At 60.7% G+C, this 14248-nt stretch carries 9 protein-coding genes and 1 pseudogene; 5 read left to right on the top strand and 5 right to left on the bottom strand.

What is annotated here, in order from left to right:
* Positions 1 to 139: 139 nt before the first annotated feature.
* Positions 140 to 730, top strand: coding sequence for a transglutaminase-like cysteine peptidase (locus Sa4125_RS04545; protein ID WP_224004124.1), 591 nt, complete (start codon positions 140 to 142; stop codon positions 728 to 730).
* 971 nt (positions 731 to 1701) lie between these two features.
* Positions 1702 to 2235 (top strand): calcium-binding protein, encoded by a 534-nt coding sequence (locus Sa4125_RS04540; RefSeq protein ID WP_224004122.1) that lies wholly within the window; start codon positions 1702 to 1704, stop codon positions 2233 to 2235.
* A 355-nt stretch (positions 2236 to 2590) separates the two neighbouring features.
* Here Sa4125_RS04540 and Sa4125_RS04535 read toward each other — a convergent pair whose 3' ends face one another.
* From Sa4125_RS04535 to Sa4125_RS04525, 3 genes are all read right to left on the bottom strand, one after another.
* Positions 2591 to 2890, bottom strand: coding sequence for a hypothetical protein (locus Sa4125_RS04535; RefSeq protein WP_224004120.1), 300 nt, complete (start codon positions 2888 to 2890; stop codon positions 2591 to 2593).
* Positions 2891 to 3202: 312 nt separating this feature from the next.
* Positions 3203 to 4615: an HlyD family type I secretion periplasmic adaptor subunit gene (locus tag Sa4125_RS04530; protein ID WP_224004118.1), complete on the bottom strand. Its 1413-nt coding sequence runs from the start codon at positions 4613 to 4615 to the stop codon at positions 3203 to 3205.
* A gap of 30 nt (positions 4616 to 4645) precedes the next feature.
* A complete protein-coding gene (locus tag Sa4125_RS04525) occupies positions 4646 to 6337 on the bottom strand; it encodes a type I secretion system permease/ATPase (RefSeq protein WP_224004116.1) in 1692 nt (563 codons plus the stop codon).
* A gap of 781 nt (positions 6338 to 7118) precedes the next feature.
* On the opposite strand from Sa4125_RS04525, the gene Sa4125_RS04520 reads away from it, so the two are divergent.
* Both Sa4125_RS04520 and Sa4125_RS04515 read left to right on the top strand, forming a co-directional pair.
* Positions 7119 to 8327 carry an IS256 family transposase gene (locus Sa4125_RS04520; RefSeq protein ID WP_223998301.1) on the top strand — a complete coding sequence of 403 codons (1209 nt, stop codon included), beginning with the start codon at positions 7119 to 7121 and terminating at the stop codon, positions 8325 to 8327.
* A 37-nt stretch (positions 8328 to 8364) separates the two neighbouring features.
* On the top strand, positions 8365 to 8748 hold the full coding sequence (locus Sa4125_RS04515; RefSeq protein WP_224004114.1) for an acyltransferase: 384 nt from the start codon (positions 8365 to 8367) through the stop codon (positions 8746 to 8748).
* Between the two features lie 509 nt (positions 8749 to 9257).
* On the opposite strand, the pseudogene Sa4125_RS04510 reads toward Sa4125_RS04515, so the two are convergent.
* Positions 9258 to 10160, bottom strand: a pseudogene (locus tag Sa4125_RS04510) (IS1595 family transposase); the annotation flags it as partial.
* Between the two features lie 240 nt (positions 10161 to 10400).
* On the opposite strand from Sa4125_RS04510, the gene Sa4125_RS04505 reads away from it, so the two are divergent.
* Positions 10401 to 11018 (top strand): hypothetical protein, encoded by a 618-nt coding sequence (locus Sa4125_RS04505; protein ID WP_224004112.1) that lies wholly within the window; start codon positions 10401 to 10403, stop codon positions 11016 to 11018.
* Between the two features lie 115 nt (positions 11019 to 11133).
* Here Sa4125_RS04505 and Sa4125_RS04500 read toward each other — a convergent pair whose 3' ends face one another.
* On the bottom strand, positions 11134 to 14229 hold the full coding sequence (locus Sa4125_RS04500; protein ID WP_224004110.1) for a hypothetical protein: 3096 nt from the start codon (positions 14227 to 14229) through the stop codon (positions 11134 to 11136).
* Positions 14230 to 14248: the final 19 nt, after the last annotated feature.

Genomic DNA, 14248 nt, shown 5'->3' with positions numbered 1-14248 from the left:
TAAAAGCCCCTGCCCAACTGTCCGGCCAAAACAGCGCTTGTTCCCTGCAACTTCGTTCAAATTTGATGAAATTACTGAACCGGATCGCAGGCCGATCCATGTTTTCCTTGCCTCAGGAGAAATCATGGAGCGTCTAGCTATGACCATCAAGAAACTGGGCATCCGCTTGTCCGCACTGGCTTTGGCCGCTGCGCCGATGAACACAGCACAGGCTGGCGGAATCGTCGGTCTGGCGCACCAGAGCGCCCCGTATGCCGTGACGAAATGGATCGGACAGGGGCGCCCCGCCCTCGCCCCGTTTTCCTACATCCAGTTCTGCGTCAACAACCCGGACGACTGCCGATCGAGCACCCCGGCCGTCCTCAAGTGGACGAAAGAGAACCGGGAGATGGTCGCGGAGACAAACCGGCGCGTGAACCGCAGCATCCGTCCGAAAAGGGAAGCCAAAGACGTCTGGCAAGCCGATGCGGCCTCAGGCGACTGCGAAGATTTCGCCTTGACCAAGCGCCGGAAGCTCCTGGCCCAGGGTGTTCCGAGTTCGGCCCTGCGTTTGGCGGTTGCTCACACTCCGTCCGGCGAAGGCCACGCGGTTCTCCTGGTCAGCACCAATGACGGCGACATAGTCCTCGACAACCGCAACAACAGCCTGCGCTCATGGCGCAAGACCGATCTGACCTGGGAAAAGATCGCCTCGCGTGAAAACCCGCGAATCTGGCACAGCGTCTTCTGAGATCTGAAACAGAAGACGCTGGGCGAAAGGTGCCCAACGATTTCGACAGCGTGTGATTTCGGATGCCTGTCGAGGCGAAGCCGGGCGCGTGGTGGCCGATGGCCTGCGCCCAGGATCGGCTCACCTGCGGTCGGCGCTTTGCCGAAGGTTTGACGGCGGGACACTGGCCGCGGCCAGGCAAAGGAGTGCCTGTTCGTCGGGCTCGGCTCGTTGCAGGCATGGCCATCAACCTGACCGGTGTCTTGACGATTAGACGCCCACACTCCTCACTGGGCCGGCGGCCACCGCGGTCTTGCCAAGACGACGATCACGGCGGCCCCGATATCCGGCATCACAGACGCCGGGCATCGACGATTTTCGGCCGCATCATTTTCTCAGGCCAAGATCGAGCGGGATTATACTCGCTCAGTCGAGCGGTTTAATGATCGAATTGCCTCTCGCGTTTCTAGCCATGACGACCGTGCGGCGGCCGCGCGGACAGTCGACTGATCTCAATCCGCTGTGGCTGCCCCGTCCCGCGTCCGGATGCCTGGAACTCTGAAGCCCGTCTGCCGACGCTTTGGGATACTGACAACTTTCGTCTGTCGTGAGCCGCTCATTGATTGCCGATGGGATTCGATCACGCGATGACGCAACGGCGCTTTGCTGCCCGTGGCAGCCTTTCAGCCAGCTGGCCCTTGCCATGACTCGGCGCCAGACTATTTCTCCGACTATTTTTGAAAACCGATCGCAAAATCCTAGCAAATTACATCATAGCCAGGGACATCCGGGCCCATGACATCTACCAAAAATCTAGATTCTTACATCCAAATCCAGCACCAATAAGGCACTTGTTAAAATTAATATTTCGTAAAAATTTATCGATACAGTTAAAAAATTCTCCACGATTGCGGTTGACTCAATGTTAAGGAAGCGATTTATATCGCCACTGAGCAGACCGTTTCATAGCTCGGATTTTCACAGGGGCACCTATGGCAGTAATTTCGGGCTTCGGCTTTTCCAATGCTGACGCCAACAACTCGGCGAACGATATCATCGACTCTGGCAAGGGTAATGATACGATCTATGGAAACTCTGGCAACGACCGGTTGTATGGCGGCCTTGGGTCCGACAACATCGATGGCGGCGCTGGCAACGACACGATCATTGGCGGCAAGGGCGTCGACCGTCTCTATGGCGGAACCGGCAACGACACTTTCGCCTTCAACATCCACGATTTCGACGGTTCGGCCGGCGCTCCGCAGGATTATGTTTGGGACTTCGAAGGCGCCAACGGCGGCAACGCCAACACATGGTCTGCCACCGGCACGGACACGCTGCGCCTTACGGGCTTTGGCGAGGGCGCCACTTTCGAACTGATGACCGACACCGCCCACGCGCGAAACCCAGCGCATGGCAATGTCGACTACTATCAGATCACCAACGATGCCGGCGACAGCTTCATCTTGGCGATCAAGTCGGCCAATGGCCTGACACTGAGCGCAGGCGACTACACGTTCAGCTGACCTGCCTGCGACTGCGACTCCAATCGCAGTCTCGCGTATAATCGTAGTCTCGCATATAAAGAGCCGAGCCTCACCAGGCCCGGCTCTTTTTCTTGAGCGGTACAGACAGGCTTCGGCCGCCCCGTCGGACCGCATCCAGCGATCCGCCAGCCCATGCTCTCAAGCGGAATGGCTTTTCTTCGAATCGCCGTCCCGCCTTAGGTCTTTGTTTCCGCAGGATCTCTTTCCGAAAGCCGGAAGCCACTTTTCGGGATCATGCTCTCGGCGGATTCCGCTCGGCCCAAGGGTAGAACCCGGCGTTCTCAGCACCGGCCCGTCGCGCCCGCCCCATCAGCAGACCCGCGGGTCGCACCCGTCACTGGGTTTTGACGACATCGCTCCTCGGATCGGACGCATTGGCGGGCCGCGACGTTTGTCCGGCATTCGGTTCAAGGCCCAGGGGACGACGCGCATCCAGCCGTTGCTGAAGGCGAAGGGCACGGTCGAACTGCCGTGCCTCCGGCTGAATTTCGCGCGTTCCCCGCTGTTCAATGAGATAGTTTGCCTGATTGCGTCGAGTGGTATCGACCGTGCGATCCGGGGTCTGCGCATAAACTGGTGTCGCGAGCAAGACGGAGACTATGGCCACGGCGGCCAGCCTATATTCAGCGGTCATCTCATTTCCTTCAACTCTTGGGCTTTTTACATAGGCTCGATTTGAGCCGAAGCAATCGACCCGTCTTGCTTTAGCGTTTGCCGAGCCAAACGTCGCAGCTGGAGCCCACCCGTTTTCACCGGACAGGCGGCACGACGGCGTCAACCATCGGGCCCGACTGCATGCCTTGGTCGTCGGGGCTCACGGTAACGAGTCGGGGCTGCAACCCAGCCCTAAAGCGGGATGACTTTTCCTTGCATCGCCGATCCGCTTTAGGTCCTTGTCCTCGCATGATCTTTTCCGAAAGCTGGAACCGCCTTTCGGGGTCATGCTCTAGCGAAATGCCCGGTTCATCTGGTCAGTCAACGGCTTGACCAAGTAGGAAGCGATGGTTCTGTCGCTAGTATGGATGAAAACTTCCAGAGGCATGCCCGGCACGAGCTTCAGGTGATCGAGCTTTTGCAGCTCGGCGTCGTCAGAGCGTATTTTTGCCAGGTAATACTTGGCGCCGCTTTGCTTGTCCTCCAGCAGATCAGCTGAGACCGACGAGACAACCCCGTTGATGGCGGGTGTCGTTCCCCGATCGAATGCCGAGAAATGGATCTCCGAGGGCAAGCCGGGATAGATCTGGTCGATGTCGCTGGGCCGCACCTTGATCTCGCCGATCAGCTGATCGTTCTTCGGCACGACGACCATCAAGGTTTCGGCCGGTTGGATCACCCCGCCGACCGTGTGGATCGCCAGCTGGTTGACCGTACCGTCCTGCGGCGCCGTGATGACGCTGCGCATGCGCGCATCCTCGGCAATGATCTGTCGCTCCGAAAGATCCGAAACCTGTTGCTGGGTCGCCGAAATCTGGTCCGTCAGGTCAGACCGGAAGTTCTGATCGACCTGCAGGATCTGGAGCTCGAGCTCGGCCATTCTGCCCTTGCCGCTCGCGATGGAAGAGGTCAGCGCGCCCTTGTCGCCTTCGAGCTGCGACAGCGCCCGCTCCATCTCCGAAAGTCGCGCATAGGGCACGAGTTTCTTCTTGAACAGGCTGCGCAGGCCCGTCAGCTCGTCTCTCACGACGTTTGCCTCTGATATTTTCGCATCGCGCTGCGCTTCGTCGCCGCGGACCTGCTCTTCCGTCTGCCGTACCCGCTCGGAAAGCTGCTGGCGCTGGCCGTCGCGACCTTCGCGCCGGAGGGCGAACTGCCGCCGCTCGATATCGAGAAAGCTCTCATATTCGGGGTTCCGCAGCAGGACTGCCTGGGAAATGCTGGGAAAGATGAGGTCTGCCAGGCCGTCGCGCTCGGCGACCAGCCGGTCGAGACGTGCGCTCTGTTGCACCAGACTGCTGCTGACAGCATTTAACTGTGCATCCGTAACGACCTGATCGAGAACCACAAGCGGCTGCCCGGCCGTTACCTGATCGCCATCGGCGACAAGCAACTGCTTGACGATGCCGCCGGTCTGATGCTGCACCTTTTTGGGCCCTGTTTCGACCACCAGCGTGCCTTGTCCGACGACCGCACCCGCTATCACGGTCTTGGCGATGAACAGGCCGATGGCGAGCGTCGTGCCGAAGACAACCAGCGTGCCGACCGCCATGGTGCGACGCAGATGACGAAAGCTTTCGGTCTGATCGGCCGGCACCATTTCCAGCGTCAACAGGGGCGCCGGCGGATGCGACCGGCCCACGTCAAGCCTTCGGGCGGGCGTCAGCGCTGCCGGGCTGACCGTGGCTACCGATTGCTGGTTCATCTTTCGTCCGCGTCCTAAGATTGCCATTCACTAAGCTGCGTTCACGACTGCGGGGGGATGTTTGGGACTGAGCAGTTCGAGGATTTCATCGCGGGGTCCATAGCGCTGCATTCGCCCTTCGCTCATGATCATGACGTAGTTGACCGCGGAAAGCACGCTCGGACGATGGGCGACAATCACCAAGACAGCGCCTCGGGCCCGTGCCGCTTCCATGCCCTGAACCAGTGCCGCTTCGCCATCGCTGTCGAGATTGGAATTGGGTTCGTCCAGGATGATCAGAAACGGATCTCCATAGAGCGCGCGGGCAAGCCCGATGCGCTGGCTCTGGCCGCCGGAGAGCCCGCCGCCGTTCTCCCCGATCATCGTGTCGTAGCCTTCGGGAAGGCGCGTGATCATGTCGTGCACACCCGCCTCGCGGGCGACATTGGCGATCATTCCGGCGTCGGCATTGGGATCGAACCGGGAAATGTTCTGCGCGATGGTCCCTTCAAACAGCGAGACGTTTTGCGGCAGATAGCCGATGAACCGGCCGCGCTCGGTCGACGACCACTGTGACAGCGCAACGCCATCCAGTCGCACCACGCCAGCCACGGCCGGCCAGAGACCGACGAGCGCACGCACTAAAGTGGACTTGCCCGAACCGGTCGCGCCGATAATCCCCAACCCCTCTCCGGCGCGCAAGCGGAAGGACACGTCGCGCACGATGATCCGGTGGACGTTCGGTGGGGCAAGCGTGATGCCCTCGCAGGAGAATGTCTTCTCTGGGGCGGGGAGCGCAAAACGAACCGTCTCGGGCGGGTTCCGGGAGAACAGTTCGTCCAGCCGCTTCCAACTCTGTCGGGCAGAGACCAGGTTTTTCCAGTGACCGATCGTCATCTCGATCGGCGCCAAGGCCCGAGCTGCGAGGATGGAACTGGCGATCATGATCCCGCCGGTGGCCTCCTGGTTGATGACGAGATAAGCGCCGACGCCGAGCACGAACGATTGCAGTGCCAGGCGGGAAATGCGCGACAGGGTGCCGAGCGTCGACGTGGTGTCGGCCATCTCGCGGCTGATCTTGCTGATGGAACTGCCAATGTTGTTCCAGGAGGCCGCCATTGCCAGCGTCATGCCCATGGACTGCAGGGTCTCCGCATTGTTCTGGCTCGCCTGCATCATGGTGCTGCGTTTGTTCATCGCCTCATTGAGCGTGCGCGACGGCCCCTTTGTGCGAATGTCGCTGATGATCGTGATGCCGACAAGCACGAGGGCACCGCAGAGAACGCTGATTCCGATGTAGAAGTTGAATGCAAAGCAGATCCCCAGATAGATCGGGATCCAGGGCAGATCGAACAGCGCGGTCGGCCCCATGGACGACAAGTAATTGTGAATCTGGTCCAGATCGCGCACGACACCTGAAGAGTTGCTGCGGCCGCTCGCCGCATTGCGGACGATCATGCTGTAGATTCGGGCGCTGAACGATTCCTTGATGACGAGACCAATCCTGGTCAGCATCCGGGAGCGGGTGATATCGACATACGCCTGGAAGCCGTAGATGGCGAGCGCGATCAGTCCGAGGGAAACCAGCGTGGGCACGCTGCCGCTGGGGATCACGCGATCATACACGACCAGCATGAATATCGAGCCCGTCAAGGCGAGGATATTGGCGACCCCGCTGAGAATGCCGACCGATAGAAGAGCGCCGCGGCATTTTGCGAGGCACTGGCTGAGTTCTGACTGCATGCTTCAATTTCCGCTAAGCTCAGCTCACCAGCTGTCGTCTCGACATGTCGATTGACGTCTTAGCAGCAATAAGCGACTCAAGTGTTGATCGGGCCCTCGCTTCGACGCAAGGCGGCCCCGCTTGGCTTGACTCCCTGGCTCGGAAAGCCACGATCCGATCCGGCCGGACACCAGACAAGTCTCGCGCTGCCGCCCCACGGCTCTGGTCGAATGTCGTAACAGATAGCATGGTGCTCGCTGAGCGCAAGGTGGATGGGGCACGGCGTTGATATTGACGCAGGCCCGGCGTTCACGATTGCGGATCATCGGCCGAAGAATGTGTCAGAGAGTACGCCTAACCGACCGCGGAGGTAGCGGCGTTTGCTGCTCGTTCTGTCGGCCTGGCCAGGAGGGCGAAATCCCAGCGGTAGCTCGCCGCATTGCGACACCGTCTTGGTTCGAATGCCGCGTCTTCGTTCCGATGCCGCTCCTGCTGCCGCCGGGATAGCCGGGGCGTGGGCAAAAGCAGCCGACAGCGGATCAAATAGCGCGAGTGCAGTTGCGAAAGAGAGGGGACCGGGCGGGATTGCTGGCCGATAGGTATATCTGTTATGCAGGCCAACGACCGGCGTCTATCTCTGCCGAAGCACTGGTGGTGCATGACTCCTGAATTCGTGAATTCATCCCGGGTAGTGTCCGCGCTCGTGGTGGAAATTCCGACATTGAAAGGTGTGGCTGAGGCGGTCACCGGATAGGGCGGCTAAGGTGGAGTTGCGAGACTTCAACCTGACCGGAGAACCCGATGACCGAGGACAGACTACCGCTTGCCGAGCTTTTTGCGAAAGCCGGGGACGGCGATTTCCTGAGAACGATAGCCGAGAGCGTGATGCAGCTCCTTATGGAGGTCGACGTTGAAGGCATGATCGGCGCCGGGCGCCACGAACGGACGCAGGAACGGGCGACTTATCGCAATGGCTACCGCGACCGCTCGCTCGACACGCGGCTCGGCTCGTTGCAGCTTCGGATACCCAAGCTTCGGCAGGGCAGCTACTTCCCGCCGTTCCTGGAGCCGAGAAAGCTCTCGGAGAAGGCCTTGGTTGCCGTCATTCAGGAAGCTTGGATCAGCGGCGTTTCCACCCGGCGGGTCGACGATCTGGTACAGGCCATGGGGCTGTCGGGGATCGGCAAGAGCACCGTATCGAAGCTGTGCAAAGACATCGACGAACGCGTCGGCGGCTTCCTCGACCGTCCTCTCACTGGCGACTGGCCCTACCTCTGGCTGGATGCGACCTACCTGAAGCAGCGCGAGGGTGGACGCATCGTTTCGGTCGCCGCCATAATCGCCGTGGCCGTGAACACGGACGGCAAGCGCGAGATCGTCGGCCTTCACATCGGCCCCTCGGAAGCGGAGACGTTTTGGTCGAGCTTCCTCAAGAGCCTCGTGCGCCGCGGCCTGTCCGGCGTGAAGCTCGTGATCTCGGATGCTCACGAAGGGCTGAAAGCCGCCATTCGCCGGGTGTTCAGCGCCTCCTGGCAGCGCTGCCGGGTGCATTGGATGCGCAACGCCCTGTCGTATGTCCCGAAGGCGCAGCAGAGCATGGCGGCGGCCGCGCTGCGCCAAGCCTTCGCCCAGCCCGATCGTGCTAGCGCCAGCCAGGCGCTGCGCCACGTCGCCGACCAGCTTCGGGGAAAGTGTCCAAAGCTCGGGGCCTTCATCGACAACAGCGAGACCGACGTGCTGGCGCACATGGATTTTCCCAGTCAGCACCGGACCCGGATCCATTCGACGAATTCCCTGGAGCGCCTGAACAAGGAGGTGAAGCGGCGTGCCGACGTCGTCGGAATCTTCCCGAACGAGGGATCCATCATCCGGCTCATCGGCGCCGTCCTTCTCGAGGCCAACGACGAATGGCAGATCCAGAACCGCTACATGCAGACCGAACCCATGGCCGACCTCATGGCCATGGGCAACACTGCAAAACCCGAACAGATTTCCACCGAAGTCGCCTGAAACGGAGCCGCTTCAGCTACACTCAATTTCCACCACGTTGACGGACACGACCTCATCCCGTATGCCCGGCGCCCGCTTGCATGCGTTGCAGATACTGCGAATTATCGCCGCGATGATGGTGGTGCTATACCACGTAGGAAGTGGGCTCTCCGCAGAATACCAAACCCGCATTCATCAATTTTCCCTGGGTTACAGTGGCGTTGATATTTTCTTTGTGCTGAGCGGTTTTATTATCACGTATACGTCAAGACCGGGCCAAGGCGTGTTAGATTTTATCGTGCGGCGGGTGGCCCGCGTTGTGCCACTCTACTGGTTTTTGACGTCAGCAGTTATCGTCCTTGCAATCGTCACCCCATCCCTCCTCAACTCAACATCAATAACTACAGAAACTGTTAATTGCTTATCCCCTTTGCTCAGGTGACCACCAGATATAGCTGAAGCCTAGGCTAGCCGATGGCGGGGCCGGAGGCCTCCGCGGAAGGGAATCGATCGAGCTGCTGGAGTAGGAGAGACCATCGGCGACGGCGCGTCGCGCACAGATCCGCTTCCCGGCCTGCGGTCCACAGAAACTGCTCGGATTCATGTCGCTGGATGTCGGAACCCGAGCCCGTGCCTCGGTCAGTGGGCCGCGACTTTCGGCTCAGGCACCACTTTTGGATAGCGCGCCTCGATCGCGGCCACTGTTGGCCGGGCGACATATCGATAACGGCCGGACAGGCGCGCATCACCCTCCCGGCGCAGGGCAAGGGCTGGCCGTTTCGGTTGGCGACGCTCGTATCGCTTATCGGTCTCGGTGCGGATCTGCGCGAGTGCCTCGATGATGGGGATGCGCATTTCGCGTGCCAGTTCCCTCGCCATCTTCATCCGAAGGGGAGAGGTCATCTTGAAGATCTGGGCTTGATGCTGCCTTCGCCATTCCGAGGTATCGCCCACGATGTCCCGGTAGGTGGTGCGTGGCAGCGCCTGGCCGATACCGAGGATGCGCTCCATCGTGGTCTGGAACGAGCGACGTCGGTTCCAGCGGAATACGAACTCGTTGAGGTAAGCGTCGACGTGCTTCTCCCGGAAGCCGTGGAACGTGCCCAGCGACCAGCGTTTCAAATTGGAGAAGGCGCGGTGGATGCGCTCCATGGCGATATGGCCAGGCGGTGCATTGTCCTTGCTCAGGTTTTTCAAGATATGCCCGCGATCCGGAATGCCGACGTAGGAACTGCTTCCGTCGGTGACCATCGTGCATCCCTTCGCCGTGTTCGCCAGCACGAAGGGAACCATGAACTCGCGCCGGTCCTCGGCGATCTTGGCGAGCCGCAGCCGTCCGGACTTCCTGCCATCGCGATGCTCGACCGCACCGATGACGAAGACCTTGCCGACCGTGCTTTTTCCCTGCCCGCCGTCCGGGCTCTCCGTCCTCTTGCGATGGGGAAAGCTCGTTTCGTCGATCTCGACCTTGCCCTCGAGCGGCGACCGACCGGGGTCGACCATTGCGCGTCGGAGCTTATGGAGCAGTAGCCAGGCGGTCTTGTACGACCCGACCCCGATCTTGGGCTGGAGCTGGAGGGCGGAGATCGAGTTGGAGTGGGTTGCCACGAGGTAGGCCGCGATGAACCATGTGCGCAGCGGCAGGTGCGTGCCGTGCATCACCGTCTTGGCGATTACCGAAGTCTGCTTGCGACAGCCGGGGTTCTCGCCCTTTCCTGAGCATTGGAAGACCCAGGGGCGGGATTCCAACTTCCATCCCTTCTGCGAGGCACAATGCGGGCACCGGAACCCGTTCGGCCAACGCTTTCGGGCAAGGTGGTCGGCGCAAGCGTAGTCGTCTGGGAACGTGGCCATAAACCGCTCGAGCGACGGCGGCTTGTCTTTCTTCCAGCGCGTGGGGAACAGGGCCTCGGACATCCAGACGAGATAGGGGACAGGGCCCCCGCCGTCACGCGGCTTCGCTAGGTATGGTTACCGCCTGAGCGAAGGGGATAAGCAATAACTGTTATAAAGTCATTCTTTTTCATTCCATTTGTAAAAGAAAATGGCCAAGTTCAGCCCATTCTTTTTCTTGGCTGGACCTTATGTTATGAGATGTTTTTTTATGCTATATTTGCAATTTCGCTGGCTGCAAAATTTTCGGCTGCGCTCTGTTCGTGCATAATTTTGACTCTTATTGCCCTTCTGGGAGCAACGCTGCCAGCTGGTGGCGTATTATGGACATTTTTTACGAATTCAATAATATTGGAATTTACTTTTGGCATTCTTCTTTGCCTGGCGTACCAGCGTTTTTCATGGATGCAAGGGCGCAATAATGTCCATTCGGCGCTTCTTGTGGCGCTTGGAAGCTGCCTGCTGTGGTTGTCGCCGGAGATTCCACGCTTTCTTGGACATGGCGTTCCTGCGCTATTGATCGTTGCAGGCTTTCTCAAGCTGAACCTTCCGAACACGAGTGCTGTCGCGATTGGCGTCTTGCTGGGAGATGCCTCCTATGCTCTCTATCTTGCGCATCCATACATTATCCAAATTCCGATCAAATTACTTGGCACAAAATTTCCGATTGAGCTGACTGCCGCTGCTGCCTTTGCATCAGTGGCAATAGCGCTGGCGATATCTATATTGATATTCCGAATGATCGAAAAACCAGCACAGGCAATTGTTCTCAAAACTGCCAGTCGCCTTTTGCATAAACCGATCGGGTCTGCTGCGTAAACGATAGCAGTGCCGCAACATCACAGACTTGCCGGCCCACAGGGGCGCAGACGTAGTCGATGATGCTGCCGTTGCCCATTGATGAAGCGCTTTTCGCCTTTCATCGACTTCGCGATCACCCGCGATCGAGGCCGAGTGGCACCGCATATTTGCGCGCAAGCGGTGCCAGCAATGCCACAAAGCGGGCATGTTCCTCGTCGTTCCACCAGCGGTGCAGGCAGAAGCCTCCGAGCGAGGCCGCGGCGCCTTGGGTGACGGCATCGAAGCTGCCAATCTTCAGGCTGGTTGCTGGAACGACACTCGGAGAGTGCCCCGTCTGGTAGTCCCGCGTCGGGATCAATCCGGCGTAAAACGGCACCGTCCGATCGCCGTTTTTCCACACGTTTAGGCGTTGCTCGCGCCGAACCGCGGTGTAGATGCCGACGTCCATGGGCATGCTGGCGCTTTGGCTGGCAATCTGGAGATCGACGCCCAGCCGATAGGCAAAGCAGTCGGGAACGGCGATCTCACCCCGGGTCGCACCATCGTCCAGCCGCCGCTTGGACTGGGAGCCCCCGCCTGCGAGATACAGGGCGACGGTTCGGCCGGCTCCCAGAAGCGGGCGTTTCGGATGGCGAGGATTGGCGACCGCGGCGGTCAAGAGTGTCGTCATGCCGTTGGCCCAGGGACCGAACGGGTGGAGCGCCGCCATCGGCTTCATCGTATCGATGATCTGACCGCCGCCGCGCTGACCGGTGAAGGAGAAGCCAAGGTCAGGCCGGCGGTTCACGCGCTTCTTCATGATGAAGCTGTTGGCCGGATCCTTCCAGTCGACGAGACCGTCATACGGGCCGAAGAATATCCCCAGCATGCCGATGCTGTCCCACAGCGTTCGATGCCGGGCATAGTCCATCACGGGGTCGGCGCCATCCATCGGCCGTCCCCACATCATGTCCGTCGCCATCGCCATGGATATGAAGTCGTAGATCAGCCCTCGGTCGTTGTCTGACGGGATGGTCCCACGGGCGGCGAGCGCGCCGAACAGACCCGCGCAGTGTTCGCGCGCCCGCGTCGCAACGTCGGCGGATGCGATGACGGCCGCGCGCCTGACATGGTGGAAGGTCACGCGCGAAAGAAAGCCATCGGAGGTTTGATCCACCGCCGGCGTGCCGGTGAAGCCGCCGGCGGCGTTGTTGACGATGAGGTACATCGCCGTATGGAAATCCTCTGGCACGACAGGATCGTCGATACCGACCTGAAGCGGCGTCATGTCGGGCAGCGCACGCGCCCGCACGGCCGAGCCGGAAGCCGAAAGCAGGCGGAGCGGCGACACCGTCTCCGAGGCCTCGTAGCTTCCGGGCACAAACGCCATCATCGCGCCGCTGTCGTCCTTCGCCGCGTCCCAGTAGAGGTCGACAGCCCGGCCGCCGACGATCTTCAGGCCAAAGCGTGCGCCGCGCCGGCTGTTGGCGTCGCTGAGCCCCCCGCCGCCCACCAGCACCTTCAGCGTTCCCGTCGGTGTCCCGTTGTCCGCCAGGATGCCGGTGCCGCCGCCCTGGCCTGCAATCAGACCTGCCTTGAATGCCTTGACGCTCGAAAGGCGGAGCCCTCGCTGGGGTTTCTGGACCGAGAACAGATAGCCGTCCTGGTAGTATTTAATCGTATCCGTCGCTGCATCGATGAGAAACTGGTAGGAGTGCTGCTCGCGGTCGGTATGCGACCGCGCCATGCCAAAGCCAGTGCCGCCGGTGGCCAGGCGCCGCCCCATCAAAGGCCAGCGCGGCGCCATATGCAGGCCCTGCGAAATCTCGTTGGCCGATCCCGATTGCTCGTTCCAGTCGGTTTCGGGCGGATGGCCGCCGGATTCTGCGAGCGTCCAGCCGAAACAGGCGAAATTGCCGGCGATCGCCGGCGGGTTGCGAAGCATCAGCTCCAAGGCGTGCGAAGGGCCCGGCGCGACAAAACGCCGGGTCGATAGGGCCGACCCGACGAAGCCATACTCCGTCTTCAAGCTGGCGATGTAATCCTTGACCGCCGGCTTCAGGCCGGCCCCGTCGATCGGCCGAAAGCGCATGTGACGCTTGCCGTCGGATGTGAGCTCGGTGGTCTCAGCCGCTGCATTTCCGGGATAGCGTGGATCCAGATGGAACGCCTTCTCCGTACTGTTCGAGGCCTCGACGCCCATCCTGTTGGTGCGATCGCCGATCTGGGGTATCCAGCCCAGCGGCCGTGTAAAGTCCGTTTCGATCTGCGGATTGATGCCAATCCCTTCGTCGCCGGTGTCGTAGAAGGCCGAGTCTTCCACTTGCTCCCAATCGAAGGCCTCCGGCTCGGTCCTTTGCGGCAGTCCCCAGGCATCCTGCATGGTGTCGTAGAGGCCGCGCACCTCCGAGGCACAGAGGTCATCGGACGCGACAATCTCGCCGAGAATGCGACCGTTGAAGTAGGCGCGCCCTTCGCGGCCGAGGTCGCAGCCGGTCACGTCGGTCGCGACATTGCCCTCATCGTTCCGCGTCCGCTGTGTCACGCGATTGTCTGTGAGACCCCACAGCTTCACGCCATTGCTGACTGCCCCGATATAGGCCGGAACACCGGGGACGAGGCCGGACGGCGTCGTTGCCGCCGAGAACAGCGGCTGCGGACGGAGTTGCGAGAAAAGCCCTGCCGGACGGCGCATCTCGACCCCGCGGTCAGAATTGATCCTCACCGCCAGAACCACTGATGAGCCGTCAAGATAGCTGAAAAGAGGCTGCGGAGCCTCGAAATCATCGGTCTCGAAGAAAACGATATGGGTCAGCCGGTGGCGTTCCGTGGCCAGGAGCGATCGCCAATCATCGTTCGTCGCGCCCTCCGCCATGCGCAAGTGCTGCCGGCGATCGCTTCTGAGGGTCATTCGCTTGCTCGCGCGGTCGAAGACCGGCGTGCTCTCGTTGTCATCCGGCGCGACGCGGGCTCGTCCATGGAGCTTGTCGACCACCTTCATGATGCGGCCACCCTCGCCGAGGGTCATCGTCGCGGGATCGGTATAGTCGAAGAAGGCCAAGTACCGGTCCTTGTTCATGGCGAAGGGACGGGTCGTCATCGTGAAAGTGCGGGACACCGAGCCAGCGGCGTTGGTCGCCGTAAGCACCAGTCGGCGCGTGCTTCCGATCGCGCCCACCGTCAGCCCCATGGCGGTCACCACATGCGGCGCCCCTTGCGCTCCTTGGGCGCGATAGGGACCCTCGGTCACCCGAATTCTGCAGCCAGGT

Origin of the sequence: Aureimonas sp. SA4125 (genome assembly GCF_019973775.1) — a bacterium.
Lineage (GTDB): Bacteria > Pseudomonadota > Alphaproteobacteria > Rhizobiales > Rhizobiaceae > Plantimonas.
This window is presented reverse-complemented; position numbering and strand designations above follow the sequence as displayed.